Raw genomic sequence first — 24,046 nt, forward strand, 5'->3', positions numbered from 1 at the left:
ACCGCTCCGGACGAATGCCGGAGCGGCCGCAGGATTCAATGGACAGGCCGCGCGATCAGAATTCCTTGCCGACCTTGGCGCCGATGTAGTGACCCTCGACGTCGCTGCCGATCCGGGCTTCGTACTCGATCACCCCGTTCCAGCCGTTTCGCCCGTAGAAGCCGAGGCCAACGCCGACCACGGCGAAGTCCTCGTCAACCGTACCGAGCGGCAGCCCGAATACGGCACCGGCATTGTCCTCGAACTCGTGCTCCCAAGCGACCTTGGCCTGGGGAACCAGGACACCACCGCTCACCACGATCGGCACCGAAATGCTGTAGCCGAGGGTCGAGACCAGCGACTCCAGGTCCTGCGACGGGAAGATCGCTCCACCGCCAGGGCCGAACTCGGTGTAGGCATCGACGCTGCCGTCGACCCAGCGCAGTCCCGCATACGGTCCGTGGTGAACGCTACCGCCCTTGAAGGTGAGGCCGGTGTTGAAGTCCAGCGAGTGCGTGTGCCCGTCCGGCGATGCGGATGCCAGAAGACCGAAGTTGTTCCTTTGAAGATCGTAGGAGATGTCATTGTAGGCATACATCAGATCCGCCCAATAGTATCCGCCCCAGAGGGCGTTTTCCCGCTGATACGAGACATAGGGCATGACGGCGTAGGCGTCGACATCGGCCGAGTTCAGGAGGATGCCGCCCACCGTGCTGTCGACCTCGCCTGAAGAGGCTCCGAGCGCCAGGCCGAGCGCCCAGTTGGGACCGAAGCGCCGCTCGACCCCGATCGTGCCGCCGAACAGATCGAACTCGGTTTCACCGATCAAGATCGCCCGGAAGTTGGTTCCCGGAGGAGGCACGATGTTCTGCCCGTCGATGTCCTCGGTGTAATAGTAGAGCGAACCCCAAACCTCCCACAGGGCCGGCTGCGTCGTGATGATCGGGCTCTTCGGCATACCGCCCTTGGCCATGCCACCCTTGGCGCTGGGCGGAGGGGCCGGCGTCGAGGTGGTCGTTTCGTGATTCGGGATCCCGGCCCGCTCGCGGAAGAAGCGATCGCCAACTTCCCGCGTATTGACGCGCGTGGTGGTCAGGGAAGACGCCCTCGTGGCGGCCCGGGCGCTCGGCCCCGACTCCAATCCTCTGGTTTGCGAAATCGCCGGAGGAGCCCCGCCGAAAAGAATAAGCACCGTAATCAAGTGGATGGTTCTCATGGTTCTGGGTTGGTTCTGGTTTCCGGGTGAGAATGCATCTAACAGATCACACCCATTCCGACTATAGCAATAGTCGAGGCGTCAGATCAAGGTGAAACCCGAATGGGCACCTCGCGAAGCGCCCCGGAGATCCCATGCCAACCCGGCCTCAAGGCACTCGGGGAAACTTCGAGAAGTCGGGCTTCCGCTTCTCAATGAAGGCGTTCTTGCCCTCCTTCGCCTCCTCGCTCATGTAGTAGAGCAAGGTCGCATTGCCGGCGAGGTCGAGCAGTCCCATCTGACCGTCGCAGTCGGCGTTCATGCAGGCCTTCAGGCAGCGCAGCGCCATCGGCGAATGGGCGAGCATCTCGCGGCACCAGTGCAGGGTTTCCTCCTCGAGCCTCTCCAAGGGAACGACGGTGTTGACCAGCCCCATCTCAAGCGCCTGCTGGGCGTCGTACTGACGGCACAGATACCAGATTTCGCGAGCCTTTTTCTGGCCCACGATCCGCGCCAGATAGCTGGAGCCGAGACCTCCGTCAAAGGAACCGACCTTGGGACCGGTCTGGCCGAAGCGGGCATTGTCGGCGGCGATCGACAGGTCACAAACGACGTGGAGCACGTGGCCGCCCCCGATCGCGTAGCCGGCGACCATGGCGACCACCGGCTTCGGCATCTGGCGGATCTTCTTCTGCACGTCGAGGATGTTCAGGCGAGGCACGCCATCGTCTCCCACGTAGCCGGCATGTCCGCGCACCTTCTGGTCGCCGCCCGAGCAGAAGGCCTTCTCGCCCTCGCCCGTCAGGATCACCACCCCGACCTCGGGATCCTCGTGCGCCAGTTCGAGGGCGATGAGCATTTCCTTCACCGTCTGAGGGCGGAACGCATTGCGCACCTCCGGACGGTTGATCGTGATCTTGGCGATCTGTCCCTCATCCGTCGTTTCGTAACGGATGTCCTCGAATTCGCGAACGGCGGTCCACATGGCGGGCGCAGTCTGTATCAGGAAACGGCACGCTCAAGGAATTCCCCCACCTTCGCCGGAAACTCTGCGCTCTCCCACGGCACGCGGTGCCCGGAACCGGCCACGATGGACGCCTCGAATCGCCCGAACTCTCCGACTTCCTCGGCGATCGCCCGGAACTTCTCATCCCTCTCACCCGCCACCCACAGCAGCGGACAAGCGATCTCCCCAAGCCGGTCCCGCATCGCCTCCTGCGTCCCCAGCGACCAGTCCATGAAACTCCGCGCCACGGCCTGCCGCCTCATCTCCAGTCTCCCACGGTCGGCAAACTTCAATCCGAGATCTGAAATCCGAGATCTGAAACCCTCCAACACCGCCTGGCTGTTCCACTCCGTCAGGAAATCCTGCCAATCGCCCTTGAGGGCCCGGGCCGCCCACTCCGCGTCGCGCGCGCGGCGCGCCTTCCTCTCTTCCTCATCCGGCAGTCCCGGATGCGCCGACACGATCGCCGCCGCATCCCAGAGGTGACTGCCCCGGCCCGGGGCAGGCGATGATTGCGGCGGCCCGCCGCAATCTGCAAGCAGCGCGTGCAGCGCCAACCGCCCGCCCATCGAGTAACCCAGCAAGACCTTCCGCCCGTCCGTCGCCGCCGCTTCCTCGTTCAACGCCTTCCCGAACTCCGGCATCCCCATCGGGCAGCAATCCAGGAATCGCCACAGGTCGACCCGCTTCACCGCCCAGCCCGGCACCGAGAATCCGCGCCAGTCCTCCGACATTCCCACCGCCCCGTGCAGGCACCAGATCGTTCCCTTCATCGCCCGGGAGTGTCGGCATCAAAGGGGGGGTGAGGCAAGAACCGGGCGACTCTCGGAACGCCCCACCTCTTGCGGATTTTGCGCGGATCAGGCACTGATCCTGCTTCGGCCGGCGCCGGGTCGATTCCGACCCATTCCCGAACTAGACAACCCCGATTTCTCCGCTAGGAATCTCCGGTCAAAATTCGCTCCCATGCTCCCAAGAACCCTCGTTCTCGCCGCCACCGCCACCTTTCTCAACCACTCCCTCCACGCCGCGCCCGACACCGTGGATAGTACCTTTGCCTCGGCGCTCTACCGCAACACCGAGAACGACTTCGGGAGTGTCGCCTCGCTGCTCGTGCTGCCGGACGGCTCCATCCTCGTCGGCTCCAACGAAATGGCGACCACGCTGGAGGCCCCGGACAACCTGCAGGCCCCCCTCCTCCGCCTCAACCCGGACGGCAGCGTGGCCGATGACTACTTCGCCGATGACGATCCTGACGGGGAAGGCGAGGGCATCGTCTTTGTCGGCAGCGGCTGGCCGGAGGTGATGGCCCTGGGCCGCCAGTCCGACGGCAAGATCATCGCCGGCGGGGTGATGACGGGCATGAATGACGGCACCACCAACGTCGTCTCGCGCAGCATCGTGCGGATCCATGCCGACGGCACCGCGGACGGCAGTTTCCAGAGCGCCGGCACCATCGGAAGCTTCAACGGTCTGAACTACATCAACCACCTCATCATTGACCCCGACGACAAGATTGTCGTCGGCGGCGGCTTCCGTGGTATCCAGAACCAGGGCGAAGGCTTCTTCACCCAACGCCAAGGTATCGCCCGCCTCAATGCCGACGGCTCGCTCGATACCGGCTTCGTCCTCGACCCGGTGGACTTCGGAATTTCACCGGGCTTTTCCAGCTCGGTCAGCATTGTGATTTACCAGGTCGGGCGCGATGCCGCCGGGAACTACTATGTGGTCGGCGAGATCTCCGGCGCCGGTTTGCCGGTTCAGGTATTCGCCCGTCTCTTCCCGGATGGCAGCCGCGACTTTTCCTTTGCCCCCGATCTGCCGGAAGCCCGCTGGAACAGTGTCGACCTGGACACCCAGGGGCGCATCACGGTGACCGGACTGGTCGATTTCAACCCCACGGTGGCTTACCGCGTCTTTGCCGATGGCAGCATCGACAATAGTTTCAACCTCGCCATGGGATTGGGTGCCTTCCAGGCCCAGCCTTTGGAAATCGATACCGCGGGACGCTTCATTTACCGCAGCGGCGCAACGCTCGGCCGCATCCTCGCGGACGGCTCCGTCGATCCAAGCTTCACGCCCACCGCCAGCTGGGTGAACTGGACCACCTCGCCCTCCTTCAACCTCGCCACCACCGCGCCTGACGGGTCAATCTATGCGGGCGGATTTTTCGACCATGTCGAGGGCACCCCTGCGGTGAAACTCGTGCGCTTCGATGGCGACCCGGTCAGCGATGCCCTGCGCTTGGAGAATGCCGCAGTCTCGGTTGTCGAAAGTGCGGGCACGCTCTATCTCGGGGTGACGCGCGTCGGGCCCGCCGCCGGAGGGGCGACCGTCGACCTCGCCACGATCGCGGGCAGCGCCCTCGCCGGGGTGGACTTCACCACCACCAACGGCACCCTGAGCTGGGCGGCTGGCGAGACCGGCACAAGATACCTCGCCATCCCACTCATCGACAACGGCTCGACCGACGGCGACAAGAGCTTCTCCGTCAGCCTCAGCAATGCCTCCGGAGCGCCCGTCTCGGGTGCCAATCCAGCGGTGATCACCCTGGTCGACGACGAGGCTGGCCCGACCATCACCGCTCAGCCGCTCGCGCTTGAGGTGAGGGAAGGCTCCAGCGCCACCTTCACCGTCGGAGTGAGCAGCGCCAGCCCGGTGACTTTCCAATGGCTGAAGAATGGCGACATCATCCCTGGGGCGACTGGCATCAGCTACACGATTGTCGCTGCGAGTGCTGCGGACGCCGCCAACTACGGCGTCGAAGTCACCGCCAGCGGAGTGAGCGTCACCAGCAGTGCCGCAGCTCTCACTGTGATCCCGCCCAAGGCGCTGCCGGATCCGGCATTCTCCGCGCCGAGCCTGAACTTCAGCACCTCCACGGTTTTCTCCGCCGACGGCAGCTTCCTCACCATCACCGGCAACTTCGCTACGGGCTACACCGTCACTCCCCACGCCAGCGACGGCACGCCGGGAACCGCCTGGCCGCTGATCACGACCAATGCCAACAGCGGTGGGCTCGGGCTACTGCCGCTGCCGGACGGCAAGTTCATCGCACTTGGCGATTTCACGGTCATCAACGGCGAAAGCCGCCGCCGTATCGCCCGCTTCAATTCGGATGGCACACTCGATACGGGCTTTGTGCCGTTTTTCAATGACGGGACTTTCCCGGTCGGTGAATTCACGGCCAACTTCAGCTTTTTCAGTGGCGTGAAAGTCGGCGAAAACGGAGGGCTTTACGCGCTGATCAGAAGCAGCAATCAGGGCACCCGCTTCTTTAGATTCAACGAGGATGGTTCCGCTGATACCAGTTTCAACCTCGATTACAGCTTTGGCACCAGTGGCTATCTTTATGCCGTCCACGAGCTCCCGGATGGCTCGGTTCTGATCGGATACACGGCTGGCGGTTTCGGCTCGCTGGATCGCGGCATCCGTCGGCTCCTGCCGGATGGTTCCTTCGATCCGAACTTTCCGCTCTACCCCACCTCCAGTAACGTCGCGGGTCTTCTTACAATCGATGACGACCGTTTCCTCGCGATCCACGGCAACCTGCTCACGGTGCACGACATCTCGGACGGCAGCCTGCTTGCCAGCCACAGCTTCACTGGCACGCTCACGAATATCGAGCCCTTCCGCTCGCGCTTCCTTGTGACCGGGCCCACCGCCTTCGGAGCCACGCCGCTCCCCGGCCTCGGGCTTTTCTCGCTGGATGGCTCCGTCGATGATAACTTCCCCGGCGGCTCCGGCCCGGACGAAGACGTCACCCAAGCCAAGGTCCTCGACGACGGCAGCATTCTGGCGCGGGGCAATTTCACCACCTGGAACGGAGCCGCTGCGCCCGGCATGGTCCGCTTGTTAGTGGAGGGTGCGGAGGTCGGCTTTGCCACGCTCAGCGCCATAGTGTTGGAAAATGCCGGCCCGCTCACAGTCGAACTGGTGCGCTACGGCGATGCCGGCAACGCCGCTTCGGTGCGTGTGACCAGCAGTCCGGATTCCGCCACCAGCCCGGCAGACTTTGCCACCGTCGATCAGATCATCCCGTGGGCTGCGGGCGACTCCTCACCGAAGAGCCTTTCTATCAGCCTGGTGGATGATGCCGACATCGAGGGCGATGAGACCTTCACCCTGAACCTCAGTGAGGCCAGCGGAGCGGAGGCCATTCCCGGCGCCCTGAGCGTCACCCTGCGCGATGACGATTCCCTGCCCCAGATCACCAGCCAGCCGGCCGCCGTGCAGGCGGTGCTCGGCCTTTCGGCCAGCTTCACGGTCGCGGCCACGAGCCCAACCGCACTCACTTACCAGTGGTTCAAGGACGGCAGCGAGATTCCGGGTGCCACCTCGGCGACCTACGACATCGCCAGCGTGGTCGAAGCCAGCGAGGGCACCTACAGCGTGCGCCTGACCAATGACTACGGCTTCGTCAACTCGACCGCCGCCTCCCTCACCATCATTCCCGACCCGGCCGCACTGGCACCGGGATATGTCGGTCCGGGCCTCAACAGCAGCGTCGTGGCCCTCGACTCGACCCCGGATGGCGGGGCCGTCATCGTCGGCAACTTCACCGATGTCGGCGGAAATACGGCCATCGACCTGGTCGCCCGCGTGAACGCCGATGGCACCCTCGACAGCAGCTTCGTCCCGCCCGTGATCGGCAGCGGCTCCGTGCTCGATGTGGCCGTGCAGCCGGATGGCAAGGTGGTCATCGTCGGCTCCTTCTCCACCGTCGGCGGCATCAGCCTGCGCGGCATGGCCCGCCTCAATGCAGACGGCTCGCTCGACACCGCCTTCGCTGCCAACGTCACCAACGGGACCAATGGCAACGCCTTCGCGGTGGACATCCTCGCCGACGGGCGCATCGCCTTCGGCGGCCGCTTCACCGCGTGGAACGGACAGACCGGGACCGGCTACGACGTGTTCGTGGCCAATGCCGATGGCACCTACGCAGGCCGCCTTGCCCAAGGGGCCTTCCGCGACGTCAAGGCGGTCAAGGCCCTGCCCGACGGCGGCGTGCTGTTCTCTGTCGATACCACTTCCAGTTCGACTGTGAAGGTCTTCAAATTCGGAGCCGACCTGCTCGGCCGGCCCTTCAGCTACAGCACCGGCCGCACCCGGGTCGATGCGATTGATATCGCCGCCGACGGCGATTACCTGTTCGCCGGGAACGGGCAGGTGCTCAAGATCAATCCCGACGGCACCACCGACAGCAACGCCAGTCTCTTTTCTGCTTCCGAGGTCGCCGGGCAAATCAACGGCAAGTTTGTCGTCGCCGGCGGCACCCCGACCGGGCGGCCGGTTCGCTACCTCCCCAACGCCACTCTCGATCCCAGCTTCCTCCCCGGCACCGGCTTCAACAGCAGCGTCCAGGACCTTGCGGTCCGACTCGACGGCAAGATCTGGGCCGGCGGCAACTTCACCAGCTACAACGGCACGCCGGTGAGCTACCTTGCCCTGCTCAATGGCGACCCGGTCAACCTCGCCATCACCAGCCAGCCCGCCGCCCTCACCGTGGTCGATCCCGGCGAGGAGGTCACCCTCTCCGTGGCCGCGTTCGGGACCAGCACGATCAGCTACCAGTGGTTCAGGAATGGCATTGAAATGGTCGACGGCCCCGGTGTCTCCGGCAGCCAGACCGCCAGCCTGACGCTCAGCTCCGTGGACGACGCCGACAGCGGCAGCTATACCGTCGTCCTGACCAACACATCCGGCACCGAGACCAGCGATGCCGCCCAAGTGACGGTGCTCGGCGCACCGGAGATCCTCAGCCTGTCCGGCGATGTCAGTCAGTTGGAGGGCAATCCACTCACCCTCGAAGTCACTGCCTCAGGCGCAAGCACGCTCACCTACCAGTGGTTTCTCGACAGTGTCATCCTCCCCGGCCAGACCAGTGCGACTCTGACGATCTCCCCGGCCGGCCTCGACGACTCGGGCAGCTACACGGTCCGCGTCAGCAACTCGCTCGGTTTTGTCGACAGCGATCCAATCACCGTCACGATCTCGCCCAATGAGGCGGCGATCGCGCCGGACTGGACCGGCCCGACGGCCAACGGCACCGTCTTTGCCATCCTCCCGCTGACCAGTGGAAGCGCTCTGGTCGGAGGCAACTTCTCGTCGATCTCCGATGGGACAAACAGCTCCGGCGCAGGTCTTGCGGTGGTCAATGAGGACGGCAGCGTCGTCCCCGTGCCCGGCCTCTCCGCCACCGGCGGCACCGTGCGCGTGATCTCACAGCAGAGCGACGGCAAGTTCCTCCTTGGCGGATCCTTCACCGCCATCAACGGCACTTCGCGTGGGCAGGTCGCGCGCCTCAATGCCGACTTCTCTCTCGACACCGGCTTCACCCCCGACGGGGTCAACGCATTCGGTCAGGTGCGCGATATCCGGGAGGAAGCCAGCGGCTCTATCATGGTCGCCGGCGAATTCGGCAGCTACAACAACCTGCCGGACACCGCCTATGCGGTCCGCTTGACCAGCTCGGGCGCGCACGATCCAAGCTTCACCTCGAGCGCCAATTCCTGGGTCACCATGGTGCGCCCGCAAAGCGACGGCACCCTCGTGCTCGGGGGCTGGACCTTCGATTGGGCCGGCAACACCGCAGCCGACCACTTGTTCCGCGTCAGCAACAGCGGCACGGCGGTGGAGAACACGATCGTTTCCGGCTTCTTTTACGTGCGCGCTGGCACGCAATTGCCCAACGGCGACCTGCTCGTGAGTCAGGACTTTGGTTCGGCCGTGCGCCGATACAGCCTCGGTGGCACCCTCCTGCAAAGCTTCAGCGCCGGGGGTAATGTCAACGCCTTCGCCGAGGACGGTAACGGGTCTCTCCTCTTCGGTGGCACCTTTACGACCTTCGGCGGTGCTTCGAACCTCCGCATCGCCCGCGTTCTGGCCGACGGTTCGGCGGATCCGATATTCGATCCGGGCAGCGGCTTCGACGGCGACGTCGAGGCCCTGGCCATCGCACCCTCCGGCGGTATCTGGGTGGGTGGCGGTTTCTCCACCTACAACGGCATCCCCGCCACCAACCTGATCCTGTTGAAGGGCGACGGCTCCGCACCCACCGATCCCTTCACGGATTTCGTCGCGGGCCTGCCCGGCGGACAGCAGGGCGAGGACGACGATCCGGATGGCGATGGCTGGGCCAACCTGGTCGAGTTCCTCTTCGGAACCGATCCCGGAAACGCCGCAACCGCCCCGGCACCCCTGTCGACCGGCAGCACCTCGACGGGTGCCTCGCTCAACAGCACCTACGGCCTCGCCCTCGACCCCGCCAAGAACTACCGCCTGGTCGAAGTCGAGATTCCAACCGACCTGCAGGGCCTGAGTGTCGCGCTGGAAGCCAGTACCGACCTCAGCTTCTCCGGCGATGCGACCGCCACGGAAGTCGGCACCCCGACCGACAACGGCACCACCGAGACCCGCCGCTACGTGATCACCCCCGCGACCGAAGACACCGCCACGCTCTTCTGGCGACTTGCCGTCACGCGATAATTACCCTGGTCCCCGCACCCGGTGTTTTGCGCAACCTACGTCCTTTGCCTGCGGCTGAGCATCCGTCAGCGCCGCCGCGCCCTCCAACAGGTCCCGGGGCGGAGTTCACGCCCTGAGCAGGTACTGCATCATCATCCCGCCGAAGTGCCTCCTGGCTTCCACCAACTCGAACCCGCACTCCACGAACTTCCTTTCGAGGCTTTCCGCATCCGGAAAGCTCCGCAGGCTTTTCGAAATGTAGCCATGGACTTCCGGATTGCCGTGAAGCACCAGGCCCCACAAGCCGCCCCAGAATCCCAACAGCAGGAACTGGATCCTCTGGAGGATCGCCGATCGAGGCTTCGAAAAATCCAGCAGTGCCAGCGTGCCGCCGGGCCTCAGAACCCGATGAAACTCGGCAAGCGCCTCGCCGAGGTCCGGGGCGTTGCGGATCGCATAGCTTCCCGTGAGGACATCGACCGACTGGTCCGGCATCCCGAGCCGGCTCATCTCACCACAATGGAAACGGACCCTGGCATCCCGATTCCGGCCCTTCGCCAGCTCGATCATTTCACGAGTCAGGTCGACACCCGTGAAGCTTCCCTCCCGATACCGTTGGGCCAGCAGGAAGACCACATCGCCGGTGCCACAAGCGACATCCACGCAGACCGGATCCGGGATTGCGGGGAGACTGGCGACGAGCCTGCGCTTCCAGCCCATGTCCTGACCCAGCGAAAGCAGGCGCGTGGCCAGATCATAGCGTGGTGCCGATTCGGCGAAGTGCTTCTCATTGAACCACTTCTTGCCCTCGCTCGAGTGCAGCCAGTCATGGGCGCGGAGGGTGAACTTCTCGGTCTTCATGGATATTCGTGTTGGTGGTTCGCCTCGCGCGGGGAGGCCAGTCGGAGAAATGACGGGAGCACCAGCAGATCGCAGACGATCGCAACCCCGAAGCTCCTGAGCTGCGAGTCGACCAGCTGGTTCGACTCCGTGATCACCCGGTAGAATCCCCCGACCGGGATCACTTTGTACGCTCCTCCCAGGCTCTCGCCCGCCATTCGACCAATCGCGTCAACCACCTGCTCCCCCTTCTCCGTTCCGATCAGATCGGTGCTCACCGTGATCCGCAGCTTTGCCCGATCCTTCGTCAGGAAGGGGTTTCCCTCGAAATCCGCAAGGACCTTCGAAAGAGGCGTTCCCCGTTCGAGCAAGGTCATCGCGAACTCCGGAAGCAGGTCCGCGATTCCCGTGACGGCCCTCACGTGCGGAATCCTCCTGACCCGGTCCTCGAAGTCCGTGATCGGGCCGAGGTCTTCCACCGCACTGCCATCCGCGCACTCCACCAGCAGCTCGATGGCCGAGGCTCCGGCCAGATGGCCGTCGATGAACTCCGTATCCGACACCAGCCGGGAATCGCCCCCGAGGAAATGCAGGAGGTCCGTGTCGGTCCGGATCCGTTGAAGGCCCGACACGCCGACCGCAGCAACCCCCAGCGCAACCACGACCACCTTCCATGGGTGATTCACCGACAGACCGGACACCGCCTGGAGCATCCGGTCGAAGAATCCCCAGCCCCGGTTGCCGTGCAGACGATCGGAGACGGGAGGGACGAGAAATCCCAATCCCACCGCGAGGCCGGCCACGCCGAGCAACAAGGAAACCACCACCCCGAGAGCCGCGAACAATCCAAAATGCCGGACCGCCGGGGTCGAACTGAGAAGCAGGCTCAGGAAGCCGATCGCCGTGGTCAGCGTGGCAAAGAGGCACGGCTTGTAGAGCGTGCGCACGGCGCCGGTGATCCTCTTGACGCGGTCCGTTTCCCTGCTGCCCAGCCACTCGATGTAGATGTGGATACTCGTGGCCACCGACAAGGTCATGATCACCGGAGGAAGGAGCGAGGTGATCATGTTGAGCGAATGTCCGGTCCACGAATACACCCCGAGCGTCCAGCAGATCGTCAGCACCGAGACCAGCAAGGGAAACAGCATGCCCGACAGCCGCCGGGTGATCGCGAACAGGACGGTGCCCAGCACCAGCAGCGACAAGGGCGCGAACATCCGCTGGTCCCTGCGCACCAGCCGCCCCACCTCGTACTTCTGAATCGGCAATCCGGTGATCGCAATCCTCGTGAAGTCATCCGCGTGCGCATCGGTGATCCTTTCCAGCTCTCGAACGAGCCGGGCAAGGGTTTCACCGTTGTCGGAGAATTCGTGGAGGACCAAACGAATGGCCGTCACACTCTGGTCCTTCGAAATCAGCAGGCCCACCTGGTGGGGCAAAACGACGAAATCCGTATCGGCAAGACTCGTGACCCGTCGCACTCCCTCCAGGGCGCCAAGCTCCGCGACCATTCGCCGGAGGGCCGACCGTCCCCCGTCCCCGAGCAGGTCGGGGTGCCGGACCGCCACCAGGATCGATTCACCTTCGTCGAAATTCTCGCGAAATCGGGCCTCCAGCAACGCCTGCCCGGCATTGTCGGCGTCCATCGAACGATTGTCCCGGTCCACCTCCAGATGGAGGCAGCGAAAGGCCAGCAGCAGGGTCACCGCTCCGATCAGGATCAGGAACGGTACCCGCCCGCGCTCAACAAGCCACTGCATGGAGAGCCGGGGTTTCGAGGTGTCGGATGGAGATCACGGGTGGTTTTCGAGGCAGGGACCCGAACCGGGTTCAGACCCCGGCCAGACTCAGGATCCGCTTCGGAAACGCCGGGGCATGAGACTCCCAGGTCGAGTCTTCATCCAGCGAGGAGCGGATCACCCCGGGCAGGAAGGTGGCCGAGAGCGCGGGCAACAGGACACGCCGGGCGGGGCTTCGCAGCACCGAGGCCGTCAATCGCGTGAATCCCCGGTAGGACCGTCCCATCCGCCCCGCGCGTCCCGCGTAGCGGGCCAGGGAGGGTCCGGATTCCACCCCGTCGCGGCAAACCGGGATCAGGCTCTCCGCCGCCATCTCCGCCATCAGAATGCCATGGGTCATGCCCATGCCGGCGATCGGATCGAGGTTCTCGGCCGCATCGCCGACCAGCATCACCGAGCCGTGAGCGTAACCCCGCCTCGCCGTGCCCACCGGACCCACCTGCAGGGGTTTCCCCATCGCTTGGCCGGTGAAACAGGACTTCTCCTTCGCTTCCGCCAGCAAGCGGGCCCGCAGACGCGGATCCTGGAGCGCCCTCACCTTTTCCCTCTTCGCCAGAAAGGTCACGTTCAGGCGCGACGGACTCACCGGCGTGCAGTTGACCTCGAAGCCCTCCTTCAGAATCACGACGACCTCGCCCGCAAACCGGCTGAACGACCCCTCCAGGATGAAACTCATCCCCCACAATGGATTGGCCTTCCGGTGTACCGGGATGCCGAGCATCCGCCCGCACGGCGAGCTGGCGCCATCGGCGAGCACGAGGTGCCTCCCGCGCAGGGTTTGACCGGTCGACAGCGAAACGACATAGCCCTCCGGATCCTCCCGCACCCCGCTGACCGCAACCCCGCAGATCGAGGAGACCGCCGGAAGGCGCGAGGCCTGGTCGAGCAGCGCCTGATCGAGAAGCGTCCGCTGCATGCCGATGCCCCTCAGACGTCGCTCCCTGCCCGTCGCGAATTCATGGGATCTTCCCTCGAGATCAATACGGTAGGCATAGTAGGGAAGGCCGGAGTCCACCACGTCCCCCATCTCGAAACCCATTCGCCCCAGTGCCGCCAGGGCCACGTTCGAGAGCCCTTCGCCGCACGCCTTCCGGCGGGGAAAGGACGCCTTGTCGACGAGCGCCACCGCAAGCCCCGCCTTCCCGAGACATGCCGCCAGCGACGCGCCGGAGACCGACGCGCCCACAATCACAACATCGTAGCTCCTCATGGTCTCCGGCTAGACTTTTCCGACGATGTGGAAACGGACCGTCAGCTCCGGATCCACCTTCATCACCGCGAGCGCACGGATGATGGGAAGCCCGAAGTCCTCGTAGTCGAGGGTGGCAACGCCATCGATGGTCACCCAGTTTCCGTCCTTCTTCACCGTGAACGGAAAGGCGATCAACTTGTCCACGCCGTGGATCGTGATCCGTCCCTGGGCATGGGTCTTGCCGTCCTGCTCCCAGGTCTTGATGAACTTGAAGGACCCCTTCGGAGACCCCCCGCCCAACCACTTGATCATCTCCGCGTCCCGCTTCTTGTCCTCGGTCTTCAGGTCCTTGAATTCCCATGACAACTCGAAGGTGTGCGGCTTCATGGTTGCCGGATCGCCGGAAACCTTCGCCGTGTAGTCTTTGAGCGTCCCGGTGAATCCATGTCCGGTGGAGCGGCCATCCACCTGGATCCGGCTACGGGCCTTGTCCACCTTCAGCGTCGCCGCACCGGCGGATGCCACCATCAACATGCCGCACAAGGCGGCTCCTATAAGTCTTTTCATTTGGTTCATCTCAATTGTCACTTCTCCATCCTTTTCGAAGGCAGGGCCACATCCCCGCACGCTTCACTTTTCAAAGGTCCGTCCATTCCATGGATCGGTGGTGCCTTGAAATCCCGAAGGCCACCCGTCGCAGGGTCCGCCTGGATTCATGCCCCGGACCGACCGTCCCAACGGTCTGGCTCGAACACCCGCACGGCACGACCGACGATCATCCGGACCGGGGGCAGGCATGCCTGCAAAGCAGACCTTCCACGGGCCGGGCAAAAGGCAGCACCGGCGATCCCGCAGGAATCAACGCCGCATCACCTCGCCGCGGCGCATCGCTCGCGGCGGGGACAATCCGCCGCCCGCGGCGTCCGGGCACGCGACAGCAACCCGGTCGCACCCGGCGACCTCCAAGCGGACGACCTCGATGCATCCCGGCTCATGACAGGCAACCCAGCCCACTTCCTGATCCCGGGACTCGTCGTCATCCACCAGAATCTCCTGCCATCCGAAACTCCATCGGTGATCCGGCTCGTCATGGGAAACCCCGCGGCCAACCAGCAGTTTCTCGACCATGGTGTGCCGGTGAGTCCGCTGGGCCGTTCCAAGCACCGCGGATAACCGGGGATGGTGAAGGGTGAGTTCGACCCGGTGGTTGTCGAAATGGCACTGGAGCTCGTGGTCACCCTGCAGGCTCCCCATCACCAGCACCCCGGCAAAGACTTGCGGAAAACAGGCACCCAGCAGCAACACCGCCGCCAGACAACGGGCCGGTGCCGACGACATGAACCCGAGAACCCGCCGCCGCCCCACCCTTGTGGAGGCTCGAAACCGGAGGAGGTTGGGTTGCTTCGGCGTCATCAGATCAAACGGCCCTTGATGACCCGGAAAATACAGGCATTCAAAAAAATCACCATCCAATTTTTCGGCACGGATTCCATCAGGCATGGCACCAAATCGGCCGGCACCGGATTGAGCTGCCGCTCCAGGGAGCATCGAGGCGACGACTTTCCACGGTTCCACACCCTTGTAAATTTGTATTGCGACTCAATCGCAACAGCGGCAAGTTTCTTCCCGTGACGCCGAGCGATCTTCAAATGCTGCTGCCCACCGTGACGCCCACGACTTCGAAGGGCGCCGATCTTCTCCTTGATCTCCGCGATCTGCTGCTTTCCCACGGCCATCCCGGCAAGTGCGTGAGCTGCTTCTTCGGCCTGCTCGGCGACCTCCGCCAGCCGGGTGCGCTGAAGCCACTGCGGCACTGGTTGGAGCAGCACCTCGAGGTCGAGGTCAGCGCCGGCGGACGCGAGATCGACGTGCTGCCCGTGCGCCTCGACGAGGCCGCGGATCTCGAGAGTTTCTGTCACCAGGCGATCAAGACCGTGCGCTTCGACCGATCCTTCCGCGATCGCCGCATCCAGCTGCGTTTCCGCTACAAAAGCGCCGCCTGAATTTCCCTCCCCTTCATCTGCTCCAGAGTCGCGGGCCTCTCCCTTGAAGGCCCCGTCAAGCAACTCTTGCGATCCGAGCATCAGGCCTCTTATTGCCCCACCCCACCCGTGTCATGAAACGAGTCATCCTCCTCCTCAACATCCTGTTCCTCGCCGCGACGGCCGCCAAAGAAGTCCGCCTCTACACCGAGCGCCACTACGATTCGGACAAGCGCATCTTCAAGCAGTTCACCGAACAGACCGGGATCGAGGTCAAGGTGGTCAAGGCCGGCGCCGATGAGCTCATCGCCCGCATGGAGGCCGAGAAGGACGCGCCGCAGGCTGATCTCTACATCACGGTCGACGCCGCCACCCTCGGCCGCGCCTCCGCCAAGGGCCTCTTCCAAGCCCACGACAGCCAGACGGTGGAGGACCGGATTCTCGACGGCCTCGCCGCGGCGGACGGCACCTGGGTCCCGCTGACGATGCGCGCCCGCGTCTTCGCGACCTCGAAGGAGCGCCTCGAAAGCCCGCCGACGAGCTACGCCGGACTCGCCGAACCCGGGTATCGCGGCCGGGTGCTCGTGCGTTCCTCCACCTCGCACTACAACCAGTCGCTGCTCGCCGCCATCATCGCCGCCAGCGGCCGGGATGCCGCCATGAAGTGGGCCGGCGGAGTGAAGAACAACATGGCCCGGCCACCCCAGGGCGGCGACCGCGACCAGATCCGGGCCGTCGCCCTCGGCCTGGGTGACATCGCGGTGACCAATTCCTACTACCTCGGCCTGCTCGAGAAATCCGACGACCCCAAGGACCGCGCCGCCCGGGCTGCCGTGAACGTCGTCTTCCCCGATCTCGACGGGCGCGGCACCCACGTCAACATCAGCGGTGGCGGCATCATCAAGGGTGCGCCGAACCTGGAGAATGCCGTGAAGCTGCTCGAGTTCCTGACCTCCGATGAAATCCAGGGGCTCTATCAGGAACTCAATGCGGAGTACGCCGTGGTCAAGGGGGTCGAGCCCACGGCCATCCAGAAGGGCTGGGGTGAATTCACCCCGGACTTCGAATCCCTCGACGAACTCTCCAGCCACACCGTCGACGCGGTCCGGATCTTCAACCTCGTCGGCTGGCCCTGAGCAATGACGTGGCCGGGCCTTCCAGGCCCGTTGCCTCGACCCTTGTTTTGATTGGCGACGGGGCTGGAAGCCCCGGCCACAGTCACCGACGTGACCACCCTCCGCCTCATCTTCTGGATCGTCTGCGCCCTGCTGCTGCTGCCGGTGGCCCATCTCCTTGCCGGACTGTTCACGGCGGTGCCGGACGACTCGTGGCAGCAGGTCCGCGACTACCTGCTCGCCCCGGCGATCCGCGACTCGCTGATCCTGACCATCTCGGTCTGCGCCCTGACCCTGCTCATGGCGGTGCCCGCGGCGTGGTTCGTCACCCGCTTTGACTTTCCCGGGCGGCGGCTGTTCTCGATCCTGCTGGTGCTGCCCCTCGCGGTCCCGCCCTACGTCGCCGCCTACGTCAGCACCGAAGCCCGCGAGGCCCTCATCCCGTGGCTGGTGGAAATCCGCAACCGCCACGGCGTCGACACCTTCCTGATCGTCGAGCAGGTCCATCGCTTCGCGTGGCTGGCGGTGATGCTGGCGGCGGTCCTCTACCCCTACGTTTTTTTGGCCGCCCGGTCGGCCTTCGCCAGCCATGGCAGCCGGCTCGCCGAAACCGCGCGCACCCTCGGCGCCGGACCGCTGCGGTCCTTTTTTCGCGTCAGCCTGCCACTCGCCCGCCCCGCGCTCGCGGCCGGGCTGTTCCTGGTCGCCATGGAAACCCTCAACGACTACGGCGCAGTCGCCCATTTCGGGGTCCAGACGCTGACCCCCACCCTGTTCCGCACCTGGTTCCAACTCGGGGACCTGGAGAGCGCCCGCCGTCTTGCGGCGTGGATGCTGCTGGCCGTGCTGCTGGCCCGCTTCGCGGAAATCCGCCTGAGGGGTCGCGCCGGGTTCGACAGCCGCCAGCGTGCCTCCGACCCGCGCGAGAAACCCGGTCCGGTCGTTGCCGCGCTGTGCCTGCTCTCGTGCAGCCTCCCGGTCGCCATCGGGTTCCTCTATCCCCTGCTCACCCTCGGACAATGGTTGCGGGTCACCGGCGGGCCCGAGGAAGTCGGCCCCTTCCTGCGCGCGTCCTGGCACAGCCTCTCCCTCGGCCTGGGGGTCACGGGAATCTGCCTGCTGGCAGCCCTCGTCCTCACCGCCGTCCAGCGCTTTCACCGCGACCGCCTCCACGACCTCACCGCCCGCACGGCATCGATCGCCGGCTATGCCGCGCCCGGGGCGGTGGTCGCGATCGCCCTCTTCGGCACCGCCGCCTCGGCGCGGGATGTTCTGCCCGATTTCCTGGCTCCGGTGCTCGTCTCCGGATCGCTGCTGTGGCTCGTTTACGGGCTCACGGCGCGCTACTTCGCGGTCGCCGGCCAGCTCACCCGCGAGGGCCTCGACGCCATCCCGGCGGGCTACGATCACGGGGCCCGGCTGCTCGGCTCGACCCCGCTGCAAGCCTTCCTCCGGGTCCATCTGCCCCTGCTTCGCCCGAGCCTTGCCGCCGGCGCGATTCTCGTCTTCATCGATGTTCTCAAGGAGCTCCCGCTGTCCCTGATCCTGCGTCCCTTCGACTACGACACCCTCGGCACCTGGACCTACGGGCTGGCAACCCAGGGCCAGGTCTTCGCCTGCGCCGCCCCCGCCCTCTCCATCATTGCCATCGGCTCGGTCGGCCTGATCGTGGTCGAACTCCTGATCTGGAAACGCCGCTGAATCCCATGAGCTTGCTCGACATTCAATCCCTGACCCATCGCTACCCCGGAAACTCCCGACCGGCGGTGGACCGCATCACCCTGGAGCTGAGCCGCGGCGAGGTGCTGGCCCTGATCGGTGGCAGCGGCAGCGGCAAGTCGACCCTGCTGCGCTGCATCGCCGGCCTCGAGACGCCCAGCAAGGGCCGCATCACGCTCGGCGGGAGAACCCTCACCGGCCCCCGGCTGCATCTGCCCCCCGAGCGACGCCGCATCGGCATGGTCGCGCAGTCCGGGGATCTCTTTCCCCATCTCACGGTGTTGAAAAATACCGCCTTCGGTCTGCACCGCCTGCCCCGTGCAAAGCGTCGCGAGCAGGCGCTGGATGCCCTCGCGATGGTCGGACTCGACGGCCTCGCCGACCGCTATCCCGCCGAGCTTTCCGGGGGCGAGGCCCAGCGCGTGGCCCTGGCCCGCTCACTCGCGACCGACCCCGAACTGATCCTCCTCGACGAGCCCTTCAGCAACCTCGACGCCTCGCTCCGCGATCACCTGCGCAGCCAGACACTGGAGGTCCTCCGCCAGCGGGGCATCACCACGATCTTCGTCACCCACCACGGCGACGACGCCCTCGCCGCCGGCGACCGGATCGCGGTGCTGCGGGACGGTCGACTCGTGCAATGCGCCCCGCCACGCGTGGTCTGGCGCCACCCGGTGGACCGCGAGGTCGCCGCCCTCTTCGGTGGCGTCAATCTACTTCCCGGCGCTGAGGTGCCACAATGCCTGCGGCCCGAGGAACTCGGTCTTTGCTCCGGCGACCAGGACGATTGCCTGGCCTGTGGCCGGATCGAGCGGGTCGACTTCCTGGGTTCGTGCCAGCTTGTGCTCGTCCGCACCCACGACGACGAAAACCTGATCCGCGTTCAGATCGGAGCGGATGACCGGGTCGAAACCGGCACCCGGGTCGGCATCGTTCCCCGTCCCGCCCGCCACTGAAATTGCGATGGAAAGACCGGAAATCCACGCCATAGATCCCGCGTGGTGCGTTGCAGCACCCCGATCATCGGCCAGGCACCGGCCCTGATCGACCGCTTCCTCCTTCAATCCAACACCAACGAACCGCCATCCCACCATGACCACCGCCGTCCGCACCGCCATCATCTCCGGAGTTCTCCTGATCCTCTGGTCCGTCGTCTCCTATTTCATCTCGGAAAGCCGGAGCTTCACCGCCTTCATCCCCGCCATCTTCGGCGTTCTGCTCGCCATCTGTGGCGTGATCGGTCGGAGTGAAGGGGCGCGCAAGCACGCCATGCACGCCGCCGCCGTGGTCGGTCTGCTCGGCCTCCTCGGCGGCTTCGGGATGGGCCTGCGCAAGGTCTTCTCCGAACCCGGACTGGCCGCCTACAGCCAGGTATTTCTCGGAATCGTGAGCCTGGTTTTTCTGGTCACCTGCATCCGATCCTTCATCGCCGCAAGGCGTGGCTCGTAAAGGGCCGGGCGTGGGTCCTGCCGCATTGCCGATGGGACGAAGTCTTCGCTCTTATTGAGACTGACTCTCAACCAGAAACCTTTTGATCTTTTGGAAATCCGGCAATTGGTGTTGTGCCTATTGAGACAACGAACCAACACAAGATCATGACGAGCGAAACCACGACCAAAGCCTGCGCAAGCTGCGCCCACTGGAAATCAGGAGCTGCCGGGGACGGTGAATGCCGCCGCCATGCGCCGCAGTTGATCACCTTCGAGATCGATGACGATGTGAAGGTGGAATCCCGTTTCCCCACCACCGCCCAGGATGACTGGTGCGGCGATTTCGAGGCCAGCTGACAGTCTCTGCCTCCTTCTCCAAGGCCCGCCGGAAACGGCGGGCCTTTTTTCATGCCGGCGACCCGTCCCAGCGACTCCAGAAATCCGTGGTCTCGCTCGCCGATGGCCGCAGCTCGACCAGCAGCGGCTTTTCACCCGGCTCCAGCGCGTCGAAACCATCCTGCGAGTCGATCACCCGATAATCCATCCCCCACATCGACGCCCACCCTTCCAGCGAGAGTTCGTGAGGGTTGAGCATCAGCTCACGACCCCGCCCGCTCATCGAAGCCAGCCGCGGCACCCGGGAAAAGATCTGCCCGCCGCCGTTGTTCACGACCACGAGCACCCGGCCCTTGCGCTCCACCTGCCCGAGCATCGCCGGGGCCGCCAGGTCGTAAAGCGCCGTCAGGTCCCCCACCACGCACCACGCGTCTTCGCGCGCGGCCGTCCAGCCGAGCCAGGTCGAGATCTGGCCGTCGATCCCGTTCACTCCGCGATTCGCGCGCACTTCGGGGATTGGCACGTCCCACTGCGCGAACAGGTTCCACTCGCGAATCGGCAGGCTGTTTCCGAGGAACACTCCCGAGCCCAGCGCCGCGTAGGTGGACAGCGTCCTCAGCATGGCGGGCTCGCTGTCGGGAAAGGCCTCCAGCAACTCGTCGATCAGGGCCGCCCGTCGCGAATTGCCTTCCAACAAATCGAGGGCGTCGTCCGCGACTTCGACCTCTCCCAGCCCACGGATCGCGGCCCCGACCCGGGCCTGGATCGTGTGCGACTCGCGTGCCAGACCGGGATAGCCGCTGCGGGTCACGTTCCACACCTCGGTCTCCGGCATCTCCTCGAGATCGCGCCAGAAGCGCCCGCTCGGCACCGCCCCCAGCCGCAGCACCTTGCCCGGTGGATGAGCCTTCAGCTGGCGGTCCGGATCCGCCAGCACCAGCGGGCCCAGCGCCTCGCGCAGGCCGCTGGTCGCTTCCGCCACCACCGGCACCTTCAGGTCATGGATGAAATGGTAGACATCCTCGGCATCTTCCGGCTCCAACTCACCGATCATCACCACGAGTCCGCGGTAGAGATCGTCCTTGAGCCAGCGGGCCAGTCCCGCCATCGCCAGGCGCGGCCACTCGGCGCCGTGCCGCCGACCTTCATCCGCGAGACTCAACTCGCCGGGTTCGAACTCTTCCTCGAGTTCCACGTTCACATGCCACGGCGACCGCCGGTCCCATGCCTGCCAGTCGCCGCTGCCGGCGTGCCCACCGAAAATCCCCGGCTGGGTGATGCACTGCGGCGCGCCGGATTCTCGGAATCGCGCCGGGCGATCGGCGGTGACCAGCACCAGCGGCCGTCCCTGATAGGCCGCCTCGATCACCGACGGCAGCAACTCCGCCACCGCCGTGCCGCTGGTCGTGACCACCGCGCAGGGGGTTCCCTGCATCGTCCGGCCGAGGGCAAAGAATCCCGCCGAACGCTCCTCGAAGTGCCGTCGCAGGGTCACGTGGCCCGCCGCTTCCGCCCGCGCCAGCACCTCAACCAGCGCCGCATTCCGAGCCCCGGCACACACGACGAACTCCCGCACGCCGTTCGCCAGGCAATCCCGCACCGTTTCCACAGCGATGTCCCAACTCGTCACGGCGGGATGCTAGCAAGGAGCGATGCCTGGCCAAGAAAGGACCGCCGATCTCCGAATCGGCATCTTGGAGCATTGACTTGGGTGCCGATTCGGAGATCGGCGGTCCATTACTCCCGGAACGCGCTCCCGAAGGGCCACTCCTCCGGCTCCGAGCACAGGCCCGCCTTCACCGGATTGTTGCGGATGTATGCACGGGTACGGTTGAAGTGACTTTCATCCCGGATGTAGCGATCAAAGTAGTCGCGGGCCCAGACGATTCCAGACCGTTCGAGACGGCGATTGATCTGGCGGGCACTGAAACGCTTCCAGCTCTGCACGATGCGATCCAAGGTCGCGGCATCAGGTCGAAAGAGGACGTGAACATGATTGGGCATCACGACCCACTCCAGCAATCGATAGCGATCGCCGTCGAAATGCTGCAAGGTCTCCGCGACAATCCGGGCATGGTCCGGGTTGCGAAGCAGGCAGGCCCCTGCACCGACGTCTTCGTACCTGGCGATCTTTCTCAGCAGCTGCGTTCTCTCCTCTTCGGACTCGTAGCGAAGCGCGGATCGCCAGCGTTCGATCAAGTGCCTTGGCACCGCGTCCGCCAACCGGAAGGTCACCGCCTGAATTGCCTCTCGGAAATCCAAATGAGGTAGGTAGCCCCGTGAATACCAGCCACGCTGTTTGGCTTCGGGCATGCTGAATAAGTATTCACTTGAACAGCTTTTTCAAGTCCGAAAGCTCACAAGGTTGCCGATTCGGAGATCGGCGGTCCGCGCGTGAGGACCGCCGATCTCCGAATCGGCAAGCCTTACCCCAGCCACTCCAGAATGGCCTCGGCGCTTTTTTCGGAGATGCCCGGCAGGCTGGCGATCTCGGCGGCGCTCGCCTTGCGGATGCGCTCGACGCTGCCGAACTTCGCCAACAGCGCCTGCTTGCGCTTGGGCGAGACCGCCGGGCAGTCGTCGAGCAGGCTCTCCTTCATCCGGCGACGCAGCAGCAACTCGTTGTAGCCGTTGGCAAAGCGGTGCGCCTCGTCGCGGATGCGCTGGAGCAGCTTCAACGCCCCCCGGTCGTGCGGGATCAGGATCGGCTCGCTCCTGCCCGGCACGAAGACCTCTTCACGCTGCTTGGCGAGTCCGATCACCGCCAGTTCGTGCAGCCCGAGTTGGCGTAGCTCCCTCACCGCGGACGTAAGCTGACCCTTGCCACCATCGACGATCACGAGGTCCGGCAACACGATCTTCGCCCGGCCTTCCTTCGCCAGGCGGCGCTGGATCTCGACCACGTCCTCCTGGGAATCACTCAACTCCGGTGCCCCCTCCGCATTCTCCTTGAGGATCCGCGAGTAGCGGCGGCGGATCACCTCGGCCATCGAGGCGAAGTCGTCCTGACCCGCCACCGTGCGGATGCGGTAGCGGCGGTAGTTCTGGTTGTCCGGCCGGCCTCCGGTGAAGCGCACCATCGAGGCGACGATGTGGTTCGACGACACATTCGAGATGTCGAAGCACTCCATCACCCGTGGCGGCCCGGCGAGACCGAGCTCCTCGCCGAGTTCGGCCAGATCCTCGGTCGGCTTCACGGTCGTCGGCACGCCGCGACCGCGCGCAAACCGCCGGGTCGGATTCAGGGTCTTGCGCAGGTTGCCGAGCACGTCGCGCAGCAGCGCCGCCTTCTCGAAGTCCATCTTGCCGGCCGCCTTCTCCATGTCGGCCTCCAGCTCGTCGAAGATCTCGCGCCGGCCCTTTCCCGCGAGCACCTCGCAGGCCTCGTCGACCTTCGCCATGTAGTCCTCGCGGGAAATGCGATCCACGCAGGGCGCCGAGCAGTTGCGGATCACGTCGGCGTTGCAGTGCTTGTAGGCGACCTCGTCCGGCACCCGCGGGCGGCACACCCGCAGGCCGAAGCGGCGGTTGATCCATGACAGGGTGGCCCGCAGCGCCCCCGAATGGGCGAAGGGTCCGAAGTAGCGCGAGCCGTCGTCCTTTTTCAGCCGGGTGAGCACGAAGCGAGGCCACGGCTCGGCCGGATCGATCTTCACCAGCAGGAAGCGCTTGTCGTCGCGGAACGAGACGTTGTAGCGCGGCCGGTAGTCCTTGATCAGCTTGCCCTCGAGCAGCAGCGCCTCGGCCTCGTTGCGCACCTCGTGGATCTCGAAGTCGGCGATGGTGTCGATGAGCGCGCGCGTCTTCAGGTCCGCGCGGGTCTTGCGCGAGGCCATGAAGTACGACGAAAGCCGTTTCCGCAGGTCCCGCGCCTTGCCGACATAGATGATCGAGCCGAGGCGGTCCTTCATCAGATAGACCCCCGGCTTGTGCGGCACCTCCCGCAGTCTGGCTTTGAAATCCTGCGCCACTCTCGTGCAAGCCAA

The 24,046-nt window shown here is 65.1% G+C and carries 18 protein-coding genes; 7 read left to right on the forward strand and 11 right to left on the reverse strand.

Annotation, left to right across the window (positions count from 1 at the left end; genetic code table 11):
- Positions 1-55: 55 nt before the first annotated feature.
- From ACG2LG_RS01090 to ACG2LG_RS01100, 3 genes are all read right to left on the reverse strand, one after another.
- On the reverse strand, positions 56-1,195 hold the full coding sequence (locus ACG2LG_RS01090; protein WP_396255584.1) for an autotransporter domain-containing protein: 1,140 nt from the start codon (positions 1,193-1,195) through the stop codon (positions 56-58).
- A gap of 148 nt (positions 1,196-1,343) precedes the next feature.
- A complete protein-coding gene (gene menB / locus ACG2LG_RS01095) occupies positions 1,344-2,159 on the reverse strand; it encodes a 1,4-dihydroxy-2-naphthoyl-CoA synthase (protein ID WP_396255586.1) in 816 nt (271 codons plus the stop codon).
- Positions 2,160-2,176: 17 nt separating this feature from the next.
- Positions 2,177-2,953: a hypothetical protein gene (locus tag ACG2LG_RS01100; protein ID WP_396255587.1), complete on the reverse strand. Its 777-nt coding sequence runs from the start codon at positions 2,951-2,953 to the stop codon at positions 2,177-2,179.
- Between the two features lie 193 nt (positions 2,954-3,146).
- Between ACG2LG_RS01100 and ACG2LG_RS01105 the strand changes: the two genes are divergently transcribed.
- A complete protein-coding gene (locus tag ACG2LG_RS01105; protein ID WP_396255589.1) occupies positions 3,147-9,668 on the forward strand; it encodes an immunoglobulin domain-containing protein in 6,522 nt (2,173 codons plus the stop codon).
- A gap of 105 nt (positions 9,669-9,773) precedes the next feature.
- On the opposite strand, the gene ACG2LG_RS01110 is transcribed toward ACG2LG_RS01105, so the two are convergent.
- From ACG2LG_RS01110 to ACG2LG_RS01130, 5 genes are all read right to left on the reverse strand, one after another.
- Entirely contained in the window at positions 9,774-10,508 is a 735-nt protein-coding gene (locus ACG2LG_RS01110; protein ID WP_396255590.1) for a ubiquinone/menaquinone biosynthesis methyltransferase, read from the reverse strand.
- Positions 10,505-12,247 carry an RND family transporter gene (locus ACG2LG_RS01115; protein ID WP_396255591.1) on the reverse strand — a complete coding sequence of 581 codons (1,743 nt, stop codon included), beginning with the start codon at positions 12,245-12,247 and terminating at the stop codon, positions 10,505-10,507. Before ACG2LG_RS01115 ends, ACG2LG_RS01110 begins: the two co-directional genes overlap by 4 nt.
- A gap of 70 nt (positions 12,248-12,317) precedes the next feature.
- A complete protein-coding gene (locus ACG2LG_RS01120; RefSeq protein ID WP_396255593.1) occupies positions 12,318-13,496 on the reverse strand; it encodes an NAD(P)/FAD-dependent oxidoreductase in 1,179 nt (392 codons plus the stop codon).
- Between the two features lie 9 nt (positions 13,497-13,505).
- The gene (locus tag ACG2LG_RS01125; protein WP_396255595.1) at positions 13,506-14,045 is read right to left on the reverse strand and encodes a YceI family protein; all 540 of its coding nucleotides are present in this window, start codon (positions 14,043-14,045) and stop codon (positions 13,506-13,508) included.
- A gap of 291 nt (positions 14,046-14,336) precedes the next feature.
- Entirely contained in the window at positions 14,337-14,816 is a 480-nt protein-coding gene (locus tag ACG2LG_RS01130; protein ID WP_396255597.1) for a hypothetical protein, read from the reverse strand.
- A gap of 311 nt (positions 14,817-15,127) precedes the next feature.
- On the opposite strand from ACG2LG_RS01130, the gene ACG2LG_RS01135 reads away from it, so the two are divergent.
- The 6 genes from ACG2LG_RS01135 to ACG2LG_RS01160 all read left to right on the forward strand — a co-directional run bounded on the left by ACG2LG_RS01135 (position 15,128) and on the right by ACG2LG_RS01160 (position 20,081).
- On the forward strand, positions 15,128-15,481 hold the full coding sequence (locus tag ACG2LG_RS01135) for a hypothetical protein (RefSeq protein WP_396255599.1): 354 nt from the start codon (positions 15,128-15,130) through the stop codon (positions 15,479-15,481).
- 113 nt (positions 15,482-15,594) lie between these two features.
- Positions 15,595-16,596, forward strand: coding sequence for an extracellular solute-binding protein (locus ACG2LG_RS01140; RefSeq protein WP_396255601.1), 1,002 nt, complete (start codon positions 15,595-15,597; stop codon positions 16,594-16,596).
- A gap of 90 nt (positions 16,597-16,686) precedes the next feature.
- Positions 16,687-18,276 carry an ABC transporter permease gene (locus tag ACG2LG_RS01145; RefSeq protein ID WP_396255602.1) on the forward strand — a complete coding sequence of 530 codons (1,590 nt, stop codon included), beginning with the start codon at positions 16,687-16,689 and terminating at the stop codon, positions 18,274-18,276.
- Between the two features lie 5 nt (positions 18,277-18,281).
- The gene (locus ACG2LG_RS01150; RefSeq protein WP_396255604.1) at positions 18,282-19,250 is read left to right on the forward strand and encodes an ABC transporter ATP-binding protein; all 969 of its coding nucleotides are present in this window, start codon (positions 18,282-18,284) and stop codon (positions 19,248-19,250) included.
- Between the two features lie 136 nt (positions 19,251-19,386).
- A complete protein-coding gene (locus ACG2LG_RS01155; RefSeq protein ID WP_396255605.1) occupies positions 19,387-19,743 on the forward strand; it encodes a hypothetical protein in 357 nt (118 codons plus the stop codon).
- A gap of 146 nt (positions 19,744-19,889) precedes the next feature.
- A complete protein-coding gene (locus tag ACG2LG_RS01160; protein ID WP_396255606.1) occupies positions 19,890-20,081 on the forward strand; it encodes a hypothetical protein in 192 nt (63 codons plus the stop codon).
- Between the two features lie 49 nt (positions 20,082-20,130).
- Here the strand turns inward: ACG2LG_RS01160 and ACG2LG_RS01165 are convergent, their stop codons facing one another.
- The 3 genes from ACG2LG_RS01165 to ACG2LG_RS01175 form a co-directional block, all read right to left on the reverse strand.
- Positions 20,131-21,690 (reverse strand): thiamine pyrophosphate-binding protein, encoded by a 1,560-nt coding sequence (locus tag ACG2LG_RS01165; protein WP_396255607.1) that lies wholly within the window; start codon positions 21,688-21,690, stop codon positions 20,131-20,133.
- A gap of 107 nt (positions 21,691-21,797) precedes the next feature.
- Positions 21,798-22,373 carry an REP-associated tyrosine transposase gene (locus tag ACG2LG_RS01170; RefSeq protein WP_396255608.1) on the reverse strand — a complete coding sequence of 192 codons (576 nt, stop codon included), beginning with the start codon at positions 22,371-22,373 and terminating at the stop codon, positions 21,798-21,800.
- A 113-nt stretch (positions 22,374-22,486) separates the two neighbouring features.
- The gene (locus ACG2LG_RS01175; protein WP_396255610.1) at positions 22,487-23,998 is read right to left on the reverse strand and encodes a GIY-YIG nuclease family protein; all 1,512 of its coding nucleotides are present in this window, start codon (positions 23,996-23,998) and stop codon (positions 22,487-22,489) included.
- Between the last annotated feature and the right edge of the window lie 48 nt (positions 23,999-24,046).

Origin of the sequence: Haloferula sp. A504 (assembly GCF_044385805.1) — a bacterium.
GTDB lineage: Bacteria > Verrucomicrobiota > Verrucomicrobiia > Verrucomicrobiales > Akkermansiaceae > Haloferula.